The sequence below is a fragment of the Liquorilactobacillus sucicola DSM 21376 = JCM 15457 genome, assembly GCF_000612445.1.
GTDB lineage: Bacteria > Bacillota > Bacilli > Lactobacillales > Lactobacillaceae > Liquorilactobacillus > Liquorilactobacillus sucicola.
This window is the reverse complement of the sequence record NZ_BALC01000001.1, coordinates 191,890-213,665: the sequence shown is the minus strand read 5'-3', so window position 1 is coordinate 213,665 and position 21,776 is coordinate 191,890. Positions and strand designations below refer to the sequence as shown.

Below are 21,776 nucleotides of genomic sequence, written 5' to 3'. Positions count from 1 at the left end.
CAAACTAACATCATAAACGCTAATAGTTAGTTTTAAAAAAAATGCCTTCAATAAACAAAGAATCACGTTGGATAAAAAAAGTCCAACGTGATCAGCTATCATCTATAAACCTAATTAATTATTTATTTCTTTTCTTTTTCCGTCGTCTTTTTTTCGCGAGTCTGTTTTGCAGAATCAGCTATTTCATCAACAACTTTGCGGATAGCAATATCATGTTTCAACATATCATTACTCAACGCTGAACGAACAGCATCTGGTTCCATGTTGTACTGGTCTGCTAATTTTTTAATTTCAGCATCGATATCATCATCAGTTACATCAACATCTTCGCTAGCAACAATTGCTTCAAGCACTAAATTCGTCTTAACGCGTTTTTCAGCATCTTTTTCAAATTGTTTGTGCAAGTCAGCTTCCGTCGTACCAGTCAATTTGTAGTATGTTTCCGCATTGATACCCTGCTGTTGCATTCCCGCAAGATACTGGTCAATTTGACGATGAATATCATCTTCAAGCATTGCTTCAGGAATTTCACCAATTTTAGCATTTTCCACAGCCAAATCAATTGCCTCGTCTTGAATTGCAGCCTTAGCCTCAGCAACTTTCTTTTCTTTAAGTTCATCTTTGATTTTTGCTTTCAATTCTTCGAGCGTATCAACTTCTTCATCTATATCTTTAGCAAAATCATCGTCTAATTCAGGAAGTTGTTTTTCTTTAACCTCATGAATCGTAACATCAAAAATTGCTTCTTTTCCCCTTAATTCTTCAGCTTGATAATCATCTGGGAAAGTAACTTTGACAGCTACTTCATCATCAGCTTTATGTCCGATCAATTGATCTTCAAATCCAGGGATGAATGAGTTTGAGCCTAATTCAAGCGAATGGTTTTCTGCCTTACCACCTTCAAAGGGGTCTCCATCAATTTTACCTTCAAAATCAATGATTACTGTATCGCCCTTCTTAGCCGGTTCATCTTCTTTCAAAACTAACTCGGCTTGTTGTTGGCGTCTCTTCTCAAGCTCAGCCTCGATATCTGCCACAAGCACACGTGTTGGATGAGGCGTTACCTCTAAATTCTTATATTCGCCAAGCTCAACTTCAGGCTCAACAGTGACTTCAGCAACCAAAACCCAGTTTTTACCCTTTTCTAAGCTTTCAACATCAACCTTAGGCTGGTCAACTGGTTTGATTTTTTCTTCTTGCACTGCCGCTGAGTATGCCTCTGGCAATAGAATATTCAAAGCATCTTGATACAGTGATTCTTCCCCATACATTCTATTGAAGATCTGACGAGGAACTTTACCCTTTCTGAATCCTGGTACATTTAGATTTTTCTTAACACGTTTAAAAGCGGCATCTAAGCTTCTTTTACTTTATCAGGTGTAATCTCAAAGGTTAATTTCCCTGTGTTTGCACCTTGTTTTTCCCATTTTGTAGACATTATTTTCCCTCCGCGCGAAAAAAATTTGTACAATTTATTTACTAATTGCATACTAAGCTAGTTTACCGTAGTTGAAGCAAATTGTAAATAAATCTTGCTAAAAAAAGCAAAAAGCATCTGAACTTAGTTCGAATCGACCTAGTATTTCTTTAAAATCTTCGCTAAGCTACTAATCTAGCCGCTTGGCCTTCAATCATATTGCTTAATATGTGTTTTTAACTATTAAAACATGCCCTAGAGTATGTCAAACTGCACTTCTCAGAGTGCTTCATTCTTATGTACAAAAAAAGTCCGGAAAAATCCGAACTTCTTTGTTTAGCTCAACTTTAGTCGTCGATTTCTGAAACGACACCAGCACCAACTGTACGTCCACCTTCACGAACAGTGAATTTAAGACCCTTTTCAATAGCAACTGGAGCGATCAATTCAACTGTAAATGTTACGTTATCGCCAGGCATAACCATTTCTACACCTTCAGGCAACTCGATAACACCAGTAACATCCGTTGTATGGAAGTAGAATTGAGGACGATAGTTTGAGAAGAATGGAGTATGACGTCCACCTTCTTCTTTAGTCAAGATATAAACTTCACCCTTGAACTTCTTGTGTGTCTGGATTGAACCAGGTGCTGCAAGAACTTGTCCACGTTCAACTTGTTCACGGTTAACACCACGTAACAACGCACCAACGTTATCACCAGCTTCACCAAGATCAAGTGTCTTACGGAACATTTCAAGTCCAGTGATTGTTGTCTTCAAGATATCATCTTTCAAACCAACGATTTCAACTTCATCGCCGACCTTAACTGTACCACGATCAATACGACCAGAAGCAACTGTACCACGACCAGTAATTGTGAAAACATCTTCAACTGGCATCAAGAATGGTTTATCAGTTGGACGTTCTGGAGTTGGGATGTATTCATCAACAGTATCCATCAATTCTTGAATCTTAGCTTCTGCATCTGCATCGCCTTCAAGGGCTTTCAAAGCAGAACCACGGATAACTGGAATATCATCACCAGGGAAATCATATTCGCTTAATAATTCACGAACTTCCATTTCAACTAAGTCTAATAATTCTTCATCATCAACTAAGTCACACTTGTTTAAGAACACAACAATGTATTCAACACCAACTTGGCGAGCAAGCAAGATATGTTCACGTGTTTGTGGCATAGGACCATCAGTTGCAGCAACAACCAAGATAGCACCATCCATTTGAGCGGCACCAGTAATCATGTTCTTAACGTAGTCAGCATGTCCTGGGGCATCAATATGTGCATAATGACGTTTTTCTGTTTCATATTCAACGTGAGCAGTGTTGATTGTAATACCACGTTCACGTTCTTCTGGAGCAGCATCGATTGAAGCATAATCTTCAGCCTTTGCTAATCCCTTAGCTGCCAAAACCTTTGTGATAGCAGCTGTTAAAGTTGTTTTCCCATGATCAACATGGCCAATTGTACCAATATTTACATGGGGTTTTGTTCTTTCATAATGTTCTTTTGCCATTAATACGAACCTCCTGTATTTTTGCAAGAAAAATCCGCAACAAAAACAATTGCCGATAATCCTTTAACTTTTATTATACTACTTCTACACGAAAATACCAAGTTTTAGTTATCCCGTAAAGAAGAATCCTTAAGCTATTATATAGACCCGAGTTCTATTTGTAAATACTTATGTTTGAAAAAAATAAATTGTCTTCAAAATGGCATATTTTATTGTATTTTCCAGCTTGAAAGTTCATTTTCAAGAATCTTTGCCCATTTTTTAATCTTTTTTGGATAGCCTGCCAATGATTCATCCAACAAAAAAGCATGAAGCCACTTTTCAGAGGGAAGGACTATTTCTTGCTCAAATGGATAAAGCAAAATAAGTTTCAAGCGCACTTCGCGCCAAAGTTGATTTTGTAAAATCTGATTTTTATCATCCATGAGTTTTGTTTGAAAGTAACTGTAGGTGTTCGTTTGTTCCAGCGCGTGCAATTTTTTAGGTACAAGCGTGTATGTTTTTTGATCGCAAAAATAAAATGAAATTTTTTCTGCAATTTTCAAAGTTCTAAAATCATCTATAATATTCGACTTTATCAATGAATGAACATCCGGATCACTAAGCAAGTATTTACCGACCTGTAAGAAAACACTGCTGGGCAGTAAATAAGCTTGCTTGAAAAGTTTTCTCTGTTCAAGTGGCCCTGCTTGGCCACAATGCATAACTTTTTTTCGCATTTTATCGACATTATCTCTATGTTCTGCCGCAAAAGAAACCTCTTCTTCAGCGAGCATGCTCGTGAAACTGACCCTTTCTTCCTTATTCAAGTAAGAGTCAATTGACAACATAAGCTTCTTTAGATGTACAAAGCGCCCCGCTCTAGCATTAATAAGAATGTATTTTTCAAAATAATTGTTATTCTTTATATACTCTGAAAGATATTCTTCAGCCAATTCTCCGGCAGCAACATACTCCCCCTGTTTCGCAAATGCAGTTACTAATAAAAAGTTAACTCTAAAAGTTTTTTTCTCCGAGTAGCACTCTGTCAGCAATGCGCTGGCTTTTTCATATGCGTTACCCTCAAGTGCGGCCGTTCCTTGCTTAAGTAATAAAGCGTAATCCTTATCCATCGCCAATCCTCCTTAACAAAAAAGCCCAGGACAAGTTCACTCGCCCTAGACCTCTTTTTTGTTACTCAACTAAACATAAAACAGTCGTCTTCAGCTTGCAGCCACAAAACTAATCTTCATCGCTGACCGACTTCTTTTTTTTCTTATTAAAGTGTCGGTGCTGGTTAATTTCCATAATCACAGGCAAAATAACCGGATGTCTCTTCGTGTTCTCATATAAGAAATGATTTAACTGTTCTCTGACATCTTGTTTTAAATGTCCCCAGTCAAACTCTTTATTATCAAGATTTTGCTGTACTGTTTTTGAAACGAGCTCCGCGCTTTCCGCCATCAGATCACCGCTTGTTTTTACATACACAAAGCCACGCGAAGTAATCTTAGGAGCCTCGACAATTTTTTTCTTACGCCTATCTATTGTAACAACGGCAATAAAAACACCATCTTCTGATAAAATCTTCCGATCTCGTAAGACAATATTACCGATATCCCCAACACCGCTGCCATCAATCAAAGTATTACCAACTTCTACGGAAGAAGCAAGCAGTAGTTTATCACGATCATACTCTAAAATATCACCTTTTGAAGTGATGAAAATATGATCTTTAGGAATTCCCAATTCTTGCGCCCATTCTGCGTTAGCAGCCAACAGGCGATACTCGCCTTGCACAGGAACCACATAGCGCGGATGCAACAGATTCATCATCAACTGTAAATCATTGCGACTTGCATGGCCCGAAGAGTTAAGTTCATCTGAGATCGCTTTAACATCTGCACCCGCACGATAAATCATATCACGTGTCTTCGCAACCGTTGTTTCCATTGCGTGTGACGGGGTTGTAGTGATGAAGACTAAGTCGCCTTCGCGGAGCGAAACCTCATGATGTTTCTTAGTTGCCATTTTTTGCAACGACTTCAATGGTTCGCCAGAACGTCCCGTTTCTAGAATTACCAACTCTTCATCAGGATAATCATCGATTTTTTTAATTGAGATCAACAAATCATCTGCTGGAAGATGTAGTTTCCCTAATTCCAATGCAGTATCAACAATTTCTTCAATGTCATGGCCTGTCAAAGCAACTTTGCGTCCATTTTTGGCAGCTGCATCAAAAATTTGCTGGATTCGTAAAATATTTGATGCCACACACGCAACAATAATACGCCCATGCCGATATTCAAAATTATCATTGATTGCTTCAAATATCTTGCTCTCGTTCACCGTTTCTTTGGGATTTTCCGCATTGGCAGAATCACTCATAAGTGCTAGGACACCGCGGTTACCAATCTCAGCCAACCGTGCTAAATCAGTCTGGTAGCCCTTAGCAGCCGTCTGATCAAATTTGAAATCACCAGTATAAACGATACTGCCGCTCTCTGTTCTGACAACAATCCCGATAGATTCAGGGATTGAGTGAGTCGTTTTAAAAAAAGAAACCGTGGCATGATTAAAGTCTATCTCCGTTTGATCATTAATAATGTGAAAATCATCAAACTTAGCCAACTTAGCATCATTGCGAACACTAATTTTCGCCAAAGCAATCGTCATTTCAGTTCCAAAGACCGGAACGTCGAATTCACTGAGAAAGTAAGGAAGTGCCCCAATTGCATCAGCATGTCCGTGTGTTAAAAAGACCCCAACAATTTTATTAGCATTCTCACGTAAATATCCAAAATCTGGAATAACCGTATCAATTCCCAACAACTCATTTTCTGGATACTTCAATCCACAATCCAAAACATAAATTTCATCATTCACTTCAACTACATACATGTTTTTAGCATTTTCACGCACTCCGCCGAGTGGAATGATTTTTATTTTACTCATTCTTTCACCTCTCTTTTTAAATACCTAATTTCTTCACTAATTTTCTTGTCTCTTCCGCACTCAACGGCAAAATCGGCAAACGACATCCGCCAACTTCAACTCCCAAGTAGTTCAATGCAGCTTTCACTGGGCTAGGTGATGGCGCTGAAAAAACATCTGCTACCTTTGGAGTAAGATAACGCATCAATTCTCCAGCCTTCTTGTATTCTCCATCTTCAACTGCTGCAAACATATCATTTAACTTGTTTCCGTACAAATGTGAAACTACAGAAATAACCCCTTGTGCACCAAGTGTCTTTGCAGCCAAAGCATCTGCATCTTCTCCTGTATAAACTAAAAAGTCATCTGGTGTCACGGACACTATGCGACTCAAGTTCACGTTTCCTGTACAATCTTTAAGTCCAATAATATTTGGATGTTGAGCAAGTTCGGCAATTGTCTCCACTTCCATTGTAACACCAGTCCGTCCCGGAACGTTATAAATGAACAATGGTAAACGGCTTTTATCAGCCACATCTGTAAAGTGAGCCACCATTCCTGCCTGATCGGGCTTGTTATAGTAAGGTACTACAACAAGAGCTGCATCAACCCCTTCTATTTCTGCAACTTTGTTTGTATATTCAATCGTCGCACGAGTTGAGTTGGAGCCGGTACCCGCAATCACAGGTACTCTGCCAGCCACCAACTCGACCGACTTAGCAACCAGCTCCAGTTTTTCTTTTTCTGTCAAAGTTGGTGCTTCTCCAGTCGTTCCCGAGACTAAAATACCTTGGGTCCCGTTGTCTAATAAATAATCGATTAGTTTTTCAAGGCGCGTATAGCTAACCCCACCATCTTCCGCAAAAGGTGTAACCATTGCTGTAATAATTTCAGCTTTTTTCAAATCCATTTTTAACCCTCACTTTTATTTGGTACATGTAATAAATTTAAAGCATGCAACCGTTCTGCAATTTGGACAGAATTCTAAGCAGCACCTCTTTTAATAGCTTCAGGAGCAGATCCTTTAGAAATACCGTCACCAGCTGAAAACAATACCAAGTTGATTCCTTCAAGTGACCGTGATGCTAATTCTTCAACCATTACGTCTTCATCTTTAAAATTAAGGTTTTTCCCTGCAGAGCGTTTTGACGCCAAATGCTTAACGCTAGCAGTCGGTAAACTGGACTGTTCTAGCATTTCAATCATGCGTGTGCCAACCGCTCCCGTTGCGCAACAGCCGCAACACGATATCCGTTCATATTGAAAACCTTCTTCATACCTTATTGAAACATAATTATACCACATTTAACAACTTGATTGGGATGATTAGCTGTTCATAATTCTAAAAATTGCATTACGATTAAAAAAGCCATTTTATTTTAACACAGACACTCGTTTACTGTACAAAAAAATGGGACTGTGCCAAAAGTGAAATTTTGGCACAGCCCCATTTTTATTCCGTATAAACGTGTTCCATAAGTCAAAATTCTCCGTTTAACTTCGAATTACTCATAGTAAAGTACTCGCTATGTTCGTAATTCGAGTTAGTACTCAAATTTTCTGACTTATGTCACACTCTCATTTCTAAGATCTATTAACGACGCAGACCTAAACTCTTGATAAGTTCGCGATAGCTTTGAACGTCATTATTACGCAAGTAAGCCAATAGATTACGACGATGTCCAATCTTTCTCATCAAACCACGTTGTGAAGCGTAGTCCTTTTTATGAGTACGCACATGTTCGTTAAGTTCGTTGATGTCTGCAGTCAAAACTGCGATTTGAACCTCCGTCGAACCAGTATCGCCTTCATGACGAGCATACTTCTTCATGACTTCGTTCTTTTTTTCTTTTGTGATAGCCATTATGTTCCCACCCTTCCATAGTTGTTACCTTCATCCCGGTAAAAAGCCGGTGAGCTGCATTATACTGAGAAAAAGGTCAATGTGCATCAAGCACAAGTTAGATTATACAATAATACATATCTTGTTGCAAGAAGTGATCTCAAGTTGTTTTTTAAAAGTCAAGGGAATTTCCTTGACACATTTTCACTTTTTTATTGCATTGTTAGAATAGCTCTTGTATAATAGCTTATGTTGAAAATTTTATGATGCCGGTATGGGAATCATGTAGCATGGAGGTGAAGATTTTTGCCAATTATTAAATCAGCTATCAAGCGTGTTAAAACTAACGAAAAGGCTAATGCACGTAATTCAGCACAACTTAGCGCAGTTCGCAGTGCTGTTAAAAAATTTGAAAATGCAAAAACTACAGGGGCTGACAACGTCGAAGACTTGTATAAAGAAGCTATTGCCGCTGTTGATAAAGCAAAATCCAAAGGTTTGATTAAAGCTAACAAAGCTGCTCGCGATAAGTCACGTTTGACTGCCCGTTTAGCAAAATAGTTTTCTTTTTGACTACAAGCTTTTGAATAGAATACAAAAAGAGCCGCTCTTAAATGTGTGGCTCTTTTTGTATAGGTAAAACAACCAATGTTCAGCTACTTCGTGCACACCTATGCCCCATACCATTTCACATAAAATTAAGCATTACCTGCGTTCGAAATAAAAGAATTGCTCAACTCAACTTCATTTGTATACGCTTTTCCTTAAAATATCCCAACATGAAAAGCTCAAAAAGCGCTGTCGGGTCTTGTTGAGTCGATTTCATTTTTTCTTCCAAATCAACCAACCCTAGATAAGCATTCCGCAGCTCAAGACGTTTTACTGCTCTACTCTTTTTCAGTGCTAATTTAACACGGTAAGGATGGACCTTCAGGGCGCTTGCAATATTACCTTGATCATATCCATGTTTCTGTAAAACATTGACCTGAAGCAAAAGTCTGATTTGCCCCAGAAGAATTGCATTTATCTTCAAAGGCTCTTCATGTTGTAAAATTAGATCATGATACATTTCGATCGCTTTTTTACTCTGCTTATTCAAAACTAGATCACTCAAGTCAAAAATATTTTGCTCTAAAGTTTGTGCTACCATTTGTGCAACCATTGACTCAGTTATTTCTTTATCCTTTTGTGCCAGAATCATTAATTTAGGCAATTCATTCATTGCTAGAGACAACTTTGCTTCGGTTTTTCTTACCAACATTTCAAGTGCTTGCGGTTCAATCGAATATCCCTTATTTTTTAATAATAACTTTAAATAATCCCTAGTATTTTTCTCATCCAAAAATCCATTTTCAACCACGACTGCCTTTTTTAATAGTCTTTTCGACAATTTCTTTCTTTCATCCAACTTGTCATAGGGTGCAAATATAACTAAAACAGACGTTGGCTCAGGATTATCAAGATAATTGATTAATTCATCTATATTCTGCTCAATTTTTACCTTTTTATTTTTAGCAAGCAAAAAATAAGGATGCTTGATGAATACGATTCTTCTATCTCCGAAAAAAGGCGCAGACAGTGCATCACCAATTGCATCCGAAAGTGAGACACTTTCCATATCGTATTGCCCAATATTGACTGTTCGTTGATCTTCAGGCATTGACTCAATGAAGGCTGTAGAAATTCGTTGCGCATTGTAATCTTCTTTTCCAAGTATCAAGTAAACAGGTGCTAATTTCCCTGCACCAATGTTTTTTAATAGTTCCGCTACTTTCATCTATTTTCCATCCTTACCTTGCTTTTAAAGTATTTCCTGTCTCTATCCTAAATTTATGTGCACCGTTGGAAATTAATTTTATCATCCCAACTTCAGCTGTAGTTAAACACATAATACGCCCTCTTTTCAACGTCGCTAATGTTTCATCATTAGGATGCCCATATCGATTATTTTTTCCCGCTGATATAATAGCAAGCTGCGGGCGCAATTGCTTGACATATTCGGTGGCTGTAGATGTCTTACTGCATGATGACCTGTTTTTAAAATGTCCGCACGTAAATCTGGATGTTTTTTGCATATTTTTAATTCGCCATTTTTATCAAGATCACCGCTTATTATAACATTAACCCCATTAACAGCAGCTGTCACTGTAATAGAATCCTCATTACTTCCCTGTCCCTCCTCAAATGGATGCAATATTTTGAATTGCCCCACTTGCCTGATTTTTTTCGTTGAAACAGGTATTACGTCGTCGTTGTTATTAGCTGATAACATCAGCCTTTTTTTAAATGAAGATCTTTTCTCCATCCCAGATGGTACCAATATCTTTTCGACCTTAATCAGTTTAGTAACAACTGGGAAATTGCCCACGTGGTCTGTATCTTGATGAGTCAGAAATAGCCAATCAACTCTTGAAACACCCTTGCTAAGCAAGTAATTTGCGACAACCGTTTCGCCATTTTCCTTGCCATGTCGTTTCTGCCATGGTTGAGTTTGAAAAGTAACTTTTCCTCCCGTATCAATCAGAGTTACCTCGCTATTGAATCGTCGTTTAATAAGGTACAATCTCCTTGACCAATATCTAGAAACACTATCTCATCATGCAGCGGAAATTTAATCATACCGCCAATCAAAAGATACGAGGTGAGTCCCATCAAGTAAATAACCTTTTTATTTGTAGCAATTTCAAGCGCAAACATCAATCCTATCCAAAAAAGCACACATATAAGCGGAGGTTTTCCAAAAACAATATTTAATGGCAAGGCAGCAGTTATTTCAATTCCCTTTGTAATTAGAAATAATATTTTATTACATAAAAAAGTCAAGTGTGGCATTAAGACCCCAATTAAAACAGAAGGAATAATAACCCACTCAAAAAGTGGAACTATCAAAATTGCAATGCCGATTGTCAATATATTCCATCGAAAAGTATGCCAAAGAATCAGTGGCAAACTATAGCCGTTCATTTTCAAACCCAGTTTAAATTTGCTCATTCTTTTACCCGTCATCAGCACAAAAGTCAGCAAATAACTCAACTGAGCACCCATCGACAGTACAAGAGCGGGTGAATAAAACAAATGCAGTAACAGAACTATTGCTTCAGCATCAATTCCGTTCAATGTATTATTCCAAAACTTATTTGATAAAATAGTCAGCCATGCCATCATTACAGCTCTGACTAGGCTAGACGACAAACCACCTAAAATTGCATAGAAAGGCAGCAACAGCAAAATAACATCGTCACATGTTTCACGCGTAACGTGCATATAGCCTAAGACAAATCTAGTAGCTCCCAAAAGATAAAAAACGTGCATACCAGATAAGCTAAACAAATGGAGCAATCCTAGTTTATTGATTTGCTCTATCTGCTGAGAAAAATTTTGTGCATAATAACCCAATAACAGTATTTGACTGTATCCGCTCAGAGGTGCAGGCATCTTTGCAAAGTGATTCAAGATTTGCTTGCGCAAACTGTGTGTTGCAGCAAAAATCCTTGCAGCTAACCCCAAATTAGGTCGAACACTGCTTACTTCCAATTTAGATATTTGAATCGTGTTAACAACTTTTTTAGAAAGCATAAAGTTGCGATAGTCAAATTGATTTTCATTTGTTGGCGCTTGGATAGCTGCAGCTTTTCCTGTCACAATCAGGGTCTTTACTGTAGCAATTTTTTTCAAGCTCTCTTTTTCTTTTTTTGTATCAATTCGATAGTAAGCTTGAACTTTCTGCCTGCCTTCTACCCACGAGCCGCTAATTTTCAATAAGTCGCCATCAATTTGATATTCATCAGGGTTTAAAATTAGCCTATTTTGTACAACATCTACCCTATGATCAATCCTTCTTTGCTGCAACGCTTGGTTCCAAAACAGACAGTACGCAAAGAAGAAAAGGGTGAATACCCAACAGCACATTAGTGCTTGTTTGTTTTGTAGTGCAACGATCCGCCACTGCAACAATATAAACAGTATCAGCCACTCCAAATGAAAAGAGAGACATAGCAGACTGATCAAATATGCATCAATTGCTAAAAAGAAAAAAATTCTTCTAATTGTTCATTTTCTCCATGATCAATCAAAATAGGTATCTGCTGCAATTGAATTTAAATACTCTTTGTCGACCTTAACTTGTTCGATCTCAACATTTTTTAACTTTAATAATTTCATTGCATAAGTGTTATTGTGATAATTGCGGAGATAATATATTTTTTTAATACCTGCTTGAAGTAGCATTTTTGTGCATTGCAAACAAGGAAAATCTGTTACATATATCTCTGACTTTGCAGTAGTCATGCCAAATTTTGCACACTGCAAAACCGCATTCATCTCCGCGTGAATTGTCCTTACACAATGACCATCAACAAGATAACAACCTTCGTCTATACAATGAACATCACCAGAAACAGAACCATTATACCCTCCCGCAATAATACGCCGATCGCGTACAAGAATTGCGCCGACTGATAGCCGTTCACATGTGCTTCGCAGCGACAACAATATTGACTGTAACATAAAATATTGATTCCAAGGGATCCTTCTATCTTTCATAAATTCACCTTCACACTAATTTTAACTCTAGTATAGCAAACCCCTGATTCTGGTAACAGTTAAAATTATGGTCCAACTGTTAAAGACTCGTTTAATTTTTCGAAAGTTTTATCTCCGATACCAGTAATATTTTTTAAATCTTCAATTTTTTCAAATCTTCCATGTTGAGTTCGATAAGCTAAAATAAGATCAGCCTTCTTGTCCCCTATTCCATTTACTTCCAATAGTTCATTTTTAGTAACCTTATTCAGATCCATTTTTTCCTTATCTTGTCCAGCTATTCCACTTATCTCGTTTGTCCCGCTTGTCGCTGAAACGTCTGCATCCCCTGTCGCCTGTTGCCCAGGATCCATCGTCGTTGGCGGCTTCTTATCAATCTCACCCTTGAAAGGAATATATATGACTTGCTGATCAGTTAGCTTTAACGCTAAATTAACCTGATTGTGATCTGCTGTTTTCTCAAATCCTCCAGCCGCATCAACGATATCCGCTACTCGCATTTTTTTACTGGCCTTGTATACCCCAGGTTTTCTTACTGCGCCTTTAATGTCAACAAAAAAACTCGCATTAGTCTTTTGCATTTGTTCTCTTTGCCTAAATGAGGATACAGATGCTTCATCTTTGGGAGACCTAGCACCTATTTGTAGAGTTTCATTCGAGCGCATTCCTGTTTCATTTTTTTTAAAAAAATATCCACCAACTAAAAAAGCTATAAGAGCACTAAGAGCAAAAAAACAAATCCACACTTTATTCTCTTCCCAAAAGTCCTTCATCTTCTCCAGTAATTTTCCCCCTTTCTAACTTATAAATACGCAAAGAACCGAAAGTAAACCACATTTCAAGACTAAAACAGAGGATTGAATCAATAGTCACTGATCCAGTCCTCTGTTTATTCTATCTGTATAAAATTTTTTATGATAAATCAAGGTTCAAAATATTTTGTTACTTCTATTTGTATTACGACACTACCACCAGTAGTCCCACTTACCTCAAATATGCAAGAGCATCTTGTATGTTTTTTACAGGAACTACTTTCATTTTTGTACTCAGTTTGTGAACCATTTTCTGGGCTTCTTGGTAGTTATTTAATTTACCGGCTGCTTTTTCTTTATCCGAGAGTACATTATCAGGAGCAAAGAAAATATCTGCCTTTTTCTTAGCAGCTGCAACAACTTTTTTGTCAATACCTCCAATCTCCCCAACAGTACCGTCTGCGAGAATTGTACCTGTCCCAGCAATTCTTCGTCCCTGTTTCAAGTTTTCATGAGTAAGCTGAGTGTACATTTCTAAGGATAACATCAGTCCCGCTGATGGCCCCTGAATACCCTCCATGTCAGTTTTTATCTTTACTGGTGAAACAACTTCAGATTTTTGAATAAAGCTGATTCCAATACCCTTTCTTGCAGTTTGGGGTAATCTCTCCAGCCGCCCTCTGACCGTTTTTTCTTTTTTTCCGCGTTGAAAGCGGACAGCAACGGTATCACCTTTTGTATGCTGCACATATCGCAAAAGGTCAGCCACCTTAACACAGCGCCGCCCGTCTACGCCAATTATAATATCCCCCGCACGCAGTTTGCCCTTAAAATCCGAGCTAGAAAGTAAAGACATGACTACAATGCCCTCGAAACTTTGCCTGATCGGTTTGCCCGCTAACTTCAATGAAACAGCTTTTGCTTGATTGAGTGCATCATCCATATAATAGTGCTGGACCCTTTTATACTCCGTAGAATTGTTGTCACCTGTAACCGCACTGCTCGGCAAGCGAGTTGCATACTTGTCAAAATAACTTGCAACATACAAGGCAGGCGTAGCATGCCCAAGTTCCACGTATGTAAGCATAAATGCACCATTTCGAGTATCTTTTGCACCATTCACAGAAACATATTTTCCGACATTCTGCGCATCACCGACAGTTTCAATATATGCCGGCACCGGTACAAAACAGAAAACAACCATTAATATTAATAAAAGACCAGCAGTTAAATGTTTCTTTTTTAACATTTAGCACATCTTTTCTTTAAGTGCACGAGCAACATTTTGTGGAACCAATCCCTGCAAATTACCACCGAAATGTGCAACTTCCCTCACTAAAGTTGATGAAATAAAGCTATATTCCCCTACCGCGGGAAGGACTACTGTCTCAAGTTCCGCGTCCAAATGATAGTTCATGTCTGCAATGCTACGTTCTGATTCAAAATCCGAACCATTACGTGCACCCCGAACAATAACACCAGCACCCAGTTTTTGCGCTGCTCTGACGGTCAAATCAGCTTCAAAGACCAACACTTTAACGTTCTTCAAGTCAACAACGGCATCCGCAAGTAGTTTTGCTCTTTCTGTAGGAGTAAACAGACCATGCTTGTTGGTATTTGTCATAACAAGTACCGTTAGTTTTTCAAAAACCTTGCTTGCCCTTTTTATCAAATCAATATGCCCATTAGTAACAGGATCGAAACTTCCAGGGAAAATTGCATTCATTCCAACTATTCACCTCGATATCGGTAGATGGTAATTTCAGTAATTCCATAATCCGCACGCTTATAGAGTTCAAAGCCATCTATTGCCTGCGGTAAAGCAGCTTCTTGGTCGGTCTCACAAATTATTAGTGCTCCCTTTTCCAGAAGCTGCAAATCTGCCAAGCACTGAATTATTTCATATATTTTTTGTCTTTTATAAGGTGGATCCAAAAAAACATACGCAAATTTTTCTTTGCGTTGTGCTAATTTTGTCAATGCATTTCTTGCATCAGCCTTGATGACCTTAAACTTTTGTGGTTCTTTGGTGACGTCAATGTTAGCTTTGATCGTTTTTATTGCTAGATATTGACGATCAATTAGTGTTGCTTGCGCAACTCCCCTAGACACAGCTTCAATGCTCAATCCACCGCTGCCAGCAAAAAGATCCAATGACTCACCACCATCAAAATAAGGACCAATCATGTTAAAAATTGCTTCTTTTACTTTATCTGTAGTGGGGCGGGTTTTCATTCCGGGAACAGCTTTTAACCTGCGGCCACCATACTCTCCAGCAATAATTCTCATCTTTTATTCTTTATTACTCCTGTATTTTTCTCGATCTTCTTCTGTCAGCTTGTACGTTGTCCCTACCTCGTCTCCAAAGTTTATCTTGATATTTGACCGCGGCGACAACGCCACACGTTTTACAAAACGAATTTCTTTTAGCTTTTTAAGTGTTTCACTCATAGCAGAGCGATCAATGTATAGAACCACGTACTTCATTCTTCTTGAAACGTAGTGTATAGTTCCGTACCGTCTCAACTGCTTGCTATTTTTCAAGTGATACAAATAAACGATTATACTTTGTCTCTCATTTATTTTAAAATCCATTGACTACCACCTTATTTATTGATAATAAACACTAACACACCTCTATTATACGCTACGCCAATATTTTTAGTATTTGCAGAAACGAGTTTTGGAAAAATCAACCGCAACAACACAGAATCAGAAAAGAACGATGAGTTATCGTATATAGGCGCCAGACAATAAATATCAAAATCACTACGAGTTAGGCCTGTTATTTGATACATCTTCTTAGGAATGCCTTGAGAATATAAATAAAGCCCCTGTCGTTGGTTTAAGTTACCATTCAAGATATCCTTGACCAAACGGCTTCTCTTCTTATCCAAAAATTCCCGTGGATTACTGCCAAGTTCATTCAAAACAGTTTGACTTGCTGAAGTCAGTTCATCATCTGGAATCAACGCAGGCGTTCCAGCAAGACTGCGTTTTACATTGATCAATCTGACTAGATCAGCAGGAAGCATGTCATTCATTGCTGCCCAATCTGTTTCTCCCTGAAACTGCACAGGCAACGGTGTTTGTGACACAATGCGAAAAATGTTTTTTTTCAACAACATATCAGTGTTCAAATACTCAATCGCATAAACTCTTTTCGAATGAGGATGTAAGTAGGTAATTGCGTAACTATTATTCTTAAAACTAAGCAGGGGACGCTCATTCAGATCATCTTCTGACAATTCCAATTGAAAACTTTGCTCATGATAGTTCAGCTTAAAATTTGCATATAAAGAACTGAGTTGAACTAACTTTTTAAAAGGCATGTCGACTCGCAGCCCTTTATATCCTAAAGTGTCTCGTCCTCCCACAAAAATTGCATTGACCTTACGCGTTGCTAAATCAATCCCTACTTTGAAATATTGTTCTTCACTTTCCCTATAAACCACCATTCAACATTAGTCGCACTTGGCAGTTTCTCTTGTGGTTCTCCAAAACTGTTTAAAATTGTATCGTCTGACGTACCAATATAACGTGCAAACCCTTGTGGTTTAATTCGTTCAACCTTAGGAGTAGTCAAACGTGCTTTGTCTGTCACCATACGCTTTTCAGTATTTTGATTCTTTTGCGGTAAAGTATTGCCAAATAAAGCGGTCCAACAATACAAGGCTGTAAGTATCAATAAAAAAAGTATTCCAAATTCGACTATTCCTTTGAGAAAAAATTTTTTTCTCATTTAGTTTTTCATTCCTTTATTGGCTCTATTTCCAGTAAAAGATCTCTCGTTTCCAAAATATCGCCAGCTTTGGCATAGACATGGCTTATCCTGCCATTAAAAGGCGCCTTAATAGTTGTTTCCATCTTCATTGCCTCGGTCACAATCAATGGTTCACCTTTTTTAACTATTTGGTTTTTAGTGACCAAAACATTTAAGACAGAACCACTCAGTGTAGCTCCTATATGCCTTGGATTTGTTGGTTCCGCCTTCAAGACCGTTTTTACCTTTGCCTTTTTGCTCATATCATGGACAACTATCTGCTGTGCTTGACCATTAAGCGTAAAATAAAGATTCCTATTTCCTTCTTCATCAGCGTCACCGATTGAATTCAACCTGACAATGGCCCTTTTTCCAACACCATAATCAATGTGAAGTGTCTCTTCAGTTCTCATCCCCTGATAGAAGGTATTAGTATCCAAAATTTCTAACTCGCCGAATTTTTCAATCATTTCCTCGTAGTCTAAGAAAACATCCGGATACAAGACGTAACTTAAGACCTCTTCAATTGTCGGCTTACGCTTTATTTTTGTCTCCAGATCGTCAGCTACCTTATCAAAATCTACCGGTTGAGCCAAACTACCAGGTCGAACCTTAATTGCCTCTTTACCCTTTAACACAATTTCTTGTAATTTCTTTGGAAAACCACCAACCGGTTGTCCAAGATCGCCAGCGAAGAAGTCAACTACTGATTGAGGAAAATCAATCTGTTCTCCGCGTTCAAATATATCCGTCGGCGTCAGTTGGTTCTTAATCATGAAGATAGCAAAATCACCCACAACTTTGGAGCTAGGGGTAACTTTAACGATATCACCCAAAAGCTGATTTACTTCGCGATATGTCTTCTTTACAACTTCAAAATCGTTGATGCCCAATGCTTTTGCCTGCTGTTGCAAATTCGAATACTGTCCACCAGGCATCTCGGTCTGATAAATATCCGTTTGCGGAGCAGTTATTCCATTCATAAAGTCCTGATAAAGTGGTTTGACACCTTGCCAATAGCGATTTATCCTTTCAACGTTATCGATGTTCAAAGCAGGCTGTCTTGAATTATCAGTCAACGCATAATACAAGCTGCTCATACTTGGCTGACTTGTTGTTCCTGAAAGTGCGCTGGTTGCAACATCAACGACATCAACACCGCCACGAACAGCTTCGACGTATGTTGCGACACCATTGCCTGTTGTATCATGCGTATGCAAATGGATTGGAACATCTACCTCATCCTTTAAACTGCTAATTAGTTCATAAGCAGCTTTTGGCTTCAATAAACCTGCCATGTCTTTGATTCCAATAATCTGCGATCCAGCAGCAACAAGGTCTTTAGCCAATCGTTTGTAATATTCCAAGTCATATTTGTGCTCGCTTGGATTTAGGACATCGCCCGTATAGCACATTGTTCCTTCTGCTATTTTCCCAGTATCGCGCACAAATTGAATACTCTTTTCCATCTGTGTTACCCAGTTCAGACTGTCAAAAATACGGAAAACATCCACACCATCAGTAGCACTTTGCTCGATAAAACGTTGCAAGACATTATCAGGATAATTTTTATACCCAACTGCATTTGAGCCTCTAAACAGCATCTGCAAAAGCGTATGCGGCATTTTTTGACGAATCAGTTTTAATCTTTCCCATGGATCTTCATCCAAGAAACGATAAGCCACATCAAAGGTAGCGCCACCCCAAACCTCAGTAGAAAAGATGTGTGGCATTGCCTTATCGTAGATGTTGGCAACTGGAATCATGTCCTTGGTTCTCATTCTTGTTGCAAACAAACTTTGGTGAGCATCACGCATTGTAGTATCTGTTAAAAGAACTTTATTTTGAGCTTTCACCCATGAAATCATTGCCTCTGCGCCATCACGATCCAGTACTTTTTTAGCATTTTCAACATTTGCTTCCTCAACAAAATCACTGCCGACACTAATCTTAGGCGCAAAAACCTTTTTATGACGCTCAGTACCTGGAAACCCATTAACTGTAACGTTTCCAATATACTTCAATAATTGATTGATCGTGTTTTTCTGACGCTTGATATCAAACAATTCAGGTGTGCTGTCAATGAAAGTCGTACTTGCCTTACCCGCTAAAAAGACAGGATTGTTAATAACATTGCGCATAAATGCAATATTGGTTTTAACCCCTCGAATCCTGAATTCATCCAAAACCCGATCCATTTTTAGAACAGCTCCAACAAAATTACGTGCTTGAACGCAGGCTTTCACCAATAGTGAATCAAAATACGGCGTAATAACCGCTCCCGCATAAGCATTTCCACCGTCAAGGCGGACCCCAAATCCACCAGGAGAACGATATGTTTCTATCTTACCCGTATCGGGCATGAAGTTATTTTCTGGATCCTCAGTTGTCACACGACATTGGATAGCAACACCATGACGCTTCAGCTCCGCTTGATGTGGCAGATTTAAATCTTTAAAAAGATCTTTTCCCGCAGCAACGAGAATCTGTGACTGCACGATATCAACATCCGTAATCATTTCTGAAATCGTATGTTCCACTTGGACACGTGGGTTGACCTCAATAAAGTAAAAATCATCATCTGTTACTAAAAATTCTACGGTCCCTGCATTTTGGTAAGAAACACTTTTCATGAGCTGAACAGCAGCCTGACATATCTCATGCCTTCTTTTTGGAGCTAGCGAAATACTTGGAGCTACTTCGATAACCTTTTGATGTCTTCGCTGCACTGAACAATCACGCTCAAATAAATGCAGCACATTGCCATGCTTATCAGCTAAAATCTGGACCTCAATATGCTTAGGAGCTTTCAAATATTTTTCTACGTAAAGCTCATCATCACCAAACGATTGTTTTGCCTCGCTTCGTGCTCTGTTATAGCTTTCTTCAATTTCACTATCATTTTCAATGATACGCATTCCACGGCCGCCACCGCCGAGTGCTGCTTTGACCATGATAGGATACCCATGTTTTGCAGCAAAAGATTTAACGTCTTCTAATGATTTAGCAGGGCCATTGCTACCAGGAATTGTATGTAAGCCTGCTTTCTGTGCTGCTAATTTAGCTTTTATCTTATCTCCAAAGATATCAAGTTGCTCAACTGTCGGTCCAATAAAATTAATCCCTGCTTCAGCGCATTTCTGTGCAAAGACTTCGTTTTCTGCTAGAAAACCATACCCAGGGTGGATCGCGTCTGCACCAGTCATTTTAGCAATTCTTATAATATCGTCCATATCAAGGTAAGCTTCAATCGGTTTTTTACCAGCTCCAACTTGATACGCTTCATCCGCTTTAAAACGATGAACAGAAAACTCATCTTCTTTAGCAAAAATAGCGACTGTTTTCAACTTTAATTCTTGACACGCACGAATAATTCGAATCGCAATTTCTCCACGATTAGCAATCAATATCTTTTCCATTTAACTCCCACTTTCTGTGAAAATCTGAATGATGATCTAATAAAAAAACTAAATAATCAATTATGATATTATGCCTGCTTAACTGTTAATCCTTGTTTTTCTAAAGCTCGCCGCTGATTTATCGAAATGTTCATCACTACTCCTAGGGCTAACGATAGTACAATCATACTTGAACCACCATATGAAACAAAGGGCAGTGTCACCCCAGTAATAGGCAGTAGACCGTTAACAGCCCCAACATTGAACAGAGTTTCAACACCAACAAAGGTTCCTATACCATAGCAGACTAATGAATCATATGTGCTATGAGACCGGACACCTATCAAATAAATTCGTAAAACTATCCATGCAAGTAGTATGAGAACAAAGGCAACCCCAATAATGCCGAGTTCCTCACTGATAACTGCCAAAATAAAATCAGTGTGTGCCTCAGGCAGGTAGCCCCTTTTTTGAATGCTGTTACCCAGACCGAGTCCCAATAACCCCCCATTACTGATAGCGTAATATGAATTTATTAGCTGCTGTCCGCTAGTACTTGCAACCTTAAATGGATTATAAAAAGCAACTATTCGATTGTACATATATGCATAGCTCGTATTCTTCAATGGATTCCAGAAACGCAGCAATTGGACTGCAATACCTATTGTCAACAGTAGACCTGTCAAAGAAAGTAAGGCCTTCCGATAATCTATCCCGCTCGCGCAAAGCATGACGATCACAATCATTGCATTAATTGAAAAGCCACCCAAATCAGGTTCAATGAGAACTAATACAAGCAGCGTACCAACCAAAGCCCATGGCTTCCAGTTCTTTCTCCCGCTCAAACCTGTAGTTTTCAAGTTTTCTCTTCTTGTCAGTAATTGGGCTACAAAGAACACTAAATATAATTTACACAATTCCGCTGGCTGTAAACTAAAAACCTTCAGATCAATCCAACCGTTAGCACCATTGATCGGATCAGTCATAAATTTTGCGTACAGTAGTAATAAAGATATTACAATAAAACCATATATTACGAATTTGCGGCTCATAAATTGTTGAAAGCGGTACATATATGCTAGCGTGAAACAAATTATACCCAAAAGAACATACAGCAGCTGTTTGACCATATATGTGTTAGTCGCACTACCATTGTAGGACAAGCTAATTGAACTCGCTGAGTAAACCATTACGACTCCTATTCCACACAAAATAACGTATGGAATAAATAGATAAAAGTCAAAATAACGTAATTTATTCCGTATTTTTTTCATAATGATTTTCCACTACTTGCCCTCTCCTGCTGCAGCATAGATATCCGACAAAATATGCTCTAAACCTTTGACAAGCTCCTGTCCCTCCTCATTCGTTATCAGTCCACAAGTTCGAGCTAACTGAATTTCCTTTGAGAAGCCATAAAGTTGGGTATCTGCTACCTCTTCGAACGCAGGGCATTGTGACAAGCATAACAAATTTTGTTGTTTATCCAGCAAAGCTTGAATTTTTTTAGCATCAGCAGCTAAAGCATTCAATACTTCTTTCCTGGAAACAGATTCACGCATAATTTCTGCTCCTTTCTTAACTAGAGCAATTATATCATACAAGTATTTTAG

20 protein-coding genes and 2 pseudogenes are annotated in these 21,776 nt (G+C 38.5%); 1 reads left to right on the top strand and 21 read right to left on the bottom strand.

Translation table 11 applies throughout. The features are described from left to right. Positions 1–122 precede the first annotated feature (122 nt). The 7 genes and pseudogenes from tig to rpsO all read right to left on the bottom strand — a co-directional run bounded on the left by tig (position 123) and on the right by rpsO (position 7,729). A pseudogene (tig, locus tag JCM15457_RS01105) lies at positions 123–1,438 on the bottom strand (trigger factor). A 326-nt stretch (positions 1,439–1,764) separates the two neighbouring features. Then, positions 1,765–2,952, bottom strand: coding sequence for an elongation factor Tu (gene tuf / locus JCM15457_RS01100; RefSeq protein ID WP_034986720.1), 1,188 nt, complete (start codon positions 2,950–2,952; stop codon positions 1,765–1,767). Between the two features lie 209 nt (positions 2,953–3,161). Then, on the bottom strand, positions 3,162–4,064 hold the full coding sequence (locus tag JCM15457_RS01095; protein ID WP_034986719.1) for a hypothetical protein: 903 nt from the start codon (positions 4,062–4,064) through the stop codon (positions 3,162–3,164). 109 nt (positions 4,065–4,173) lie between these two features. Continuing rightward, positions 4,174–5,886, bottom strand: coding sequence for a ribonuclease J (locus JCM15457_RS01090; protein ID WP_034986717.1), 1,713 nt, complete (start codon positions 5,884–5,886; stop codon positions 4,174–4,176). 16 nt (positions 5,887–5,902) lie between these two features. Next, complete coding sequence (gene dapA / locus JCM15457_RS01085; RefSeq protein ID WP_034986715.1) at positions 5,903–6,775, bottom strand: 4-hydroxy-tetrahydrodipicolinate synthase; 873 nt, start codon at positions 6,773–6,775, stop codon at positions 5,903–5,905. An 80-nt stretch (positions 6,776–6,855) separates the two neighbouring features. Further along, positions 6,856–7,124 (bottom strand): annotated as a pseudogene (locus JCM15457_RS01080) (aspartate-semialdehyde dehydrogenase); the annotation flags it as partial. Positions 7,125–7,459: 335 nt separating this feature from the next. Then, positions 7,460–7,729 carry a 30S ribosomal protein S15 gene (gene rpsO, locus JCM15457_RS01075; RefSeq protein WP_034986710.1) on the bottom strand — a complete coding sequence of 90 codons (270 nt, stop codon included), beginning with the start codon at positions 7,727–7,729 and terminating at the stop codon, positions 7,460–7,462. Positions 7,730–8,014: 285 nt separating this feature from the next. Here rpsO and rpsT point away from each other — a divergent pair, with 285 nt between their 5' ends. Then, positions 8,015–8,269: a 30S ribosomal protein S20 gene (gene rpsT, locus JCM15457_RS01070; RefSeq protein ID WP_034986707.1), complete on the top strand. Its 255-nt coding sequence runs from the start codon at positions 8,015–8,017 to the stop codon at positions 8,267–8,269. A gap of 172 nt (positions 8,270–8,441) precedes the next feature. On the opposite strand, the gene holA is transcribed toward rpsT, so the two are convergent. The 14 genes from holA to JCM15457_RS01005 form a co-directional block, all read right to left on the bottom strand. Further along, the gene (gene holA, locus JCM15457_RS01065) at positions 8,442–9,485 is read right to left on the bottom strand and encodes a DNA polymerase III subunit delta (protein WP_034986705.1); all 1,044 of its coding nucleotides are present in this window, start codon (positions 9,483–9,485) and stop codon (positions 8,442–8,444) included. Positions 9,486–9,620: 135 nt separating this feature from the next. Next, complete coding sequence (locus JCM15457_RS11540; protein WP_051993211.1) at positions 9,621–10,271, bottom strand: MBL fold metallo-hydrolase; 651 nt, start codon at positions 10,269–10,271, stop codon at positions 9,621–9,623. Next, the gene (locus tag JCM15457_RS11535) at positions 10,235–11,686 is read right to left on the bottom strand and encodes a ComEC/Rec2 family competence protein (protein WP_268870098.1); all 1,452 of its coding nucleotides are present in this window, start codon (positions 11,684–11,686) and stop codon (positions 10,235–10,237) included. The genes JCM15457_RS11540 and JCM15457_RS11535 overlap by 37 nt, the downstream gene beginning before the upstream one ends. A gap of 87 nt (positions 11,687–11,773) precedes the next feature. Further along, entirely contained in the window at positions 11,774–12,250 is a 477-nt protein-coding gene (locus tag JCM15457_RS01055) for a ComE operon protein 2 (protein WP_034986703.1), read from the bottom strand. Positions 12,251–12,315: 65 nt separating this feature from the next. Next, a complete protein-coding gene (locus JCM15457_RS01050) occupies positions 12,316–13,023 on the bottom strand; it encodes a helix-hairpin-helix domain-containing protein (RefSeq protein ID WP_051993209.1) in 708 nt (235 codons plus the stop codon). Positions 13,024–13,234: 211 nt separating this feature from the next. After that, positions 13,235–14,251, bottom strand: a complete 1,017-nt coding sequence (locus JCM15457_RS01045; RefSeq protein WP_034986702.1) for a SepM family pheromone-processing serine protease — start codon at positions 14,249–14,251, stop codon at positions 13,235–13,237. Beyond that, positions 14,252–14,728 (bottom strand): pantetheine-phosphate adenylyltransferase, encoded by a 477-nt coding sequence (gene coaD, locus JCM15457_RS01040; RefSeq protein WP_034986700.1) that lies wholly within the window; start codon positions 14,726–14,728, stop codon positions 14,252–14,254. A gap of 5 nt (positions 14,729–14,733) precedes the next feature. Then, the gene (gene rsmD / locus JCM15457_RS01035; RefSeq protein ID WP_034986698.1) at positions 14,734–15,291 is read right to left on the bottom strand and encodes a 16S rRNA (guanine(966)-N(2))-methyltransferase RsmD; all 558 of its coding nucleotides are present in this window, start codon (positions 15,289–15,291) and stop codon (positions 14,734–14,736) included. Positions 15,292–15,294: 3 nt separating this feature from the next. Further along, a complete protein-coding gene (locus JCM15457_RS01030; RefSeq protein ID WP_034986696.1) occupies positions 15,295–15,597 on the bottom strand; it encodes a YlbG family protein in 303 nt (100 codons plus the stop codon). 11 nt (positions 15,598–15,608) lie between these two features. Next, positions 15,609–16,460, bottom strand: coding sequence for a CAP-associated domain-containing protein (locus tag JCM15457_RS01025; protein ID WP_034986695.1), 852 nt, complete (start codon positions 16,458–16,460; stop codon positions 15,609–15,611). Then, positions 16,418–16,744 (bottom strand): hypothetical protein, encoded by a 327-nt coding sequence (locus JCM15457_RS01020; protein WP_034986694.1) that lies wholly within the window; start codon positions 16,742–16,744, stop codon positions 16,418–16,420. Before JCM15457_RS01020 ends, JCM15457_RS01025 begins: the two co-directional genes overlap by 43 nt. An 8-nt stretch (positions 16,745–16,752) precedes the next feature. Beyond that, a complete protein-coding gene (locus JCM15457_RS01015) occupies positions 16,753–20,184 on the bottom strand; it encodes a pyruvate carboxylase (RefSeq protein ID WP_034986693.1) in 3,432 nt (1,143 codons plus the stop codon). Positions 20,185–20,252: 68 nt separating this feature from the next. Then, positions 20,253–21,437, bottom strand: a complete 1,185-nt coding sequence (locus tag JCM15457_RS01010) for an FtsW/RodA/SpoVE family cell cycle protein (RefSeq protein WP_034986692.1) — start codon at positions 21,435–21,437, stop codon at positions 20,253–20,255. A gap of 12 nt (positions 21,438–21,449) precedes the next feature. Continuing rightward, complete coding sequence (locus tag JCM15457_RS01005; protein ID WP_034987436.1) at positions 21,450–21,725, bottom strand: DUF1507 family protein; 276 nt, start codon at positions 21,723–21,725, stop codon at positions 21,450–21,452. Between the last annotated feature and the right edge of the window lie 51 nt (positions 21,726–21,776).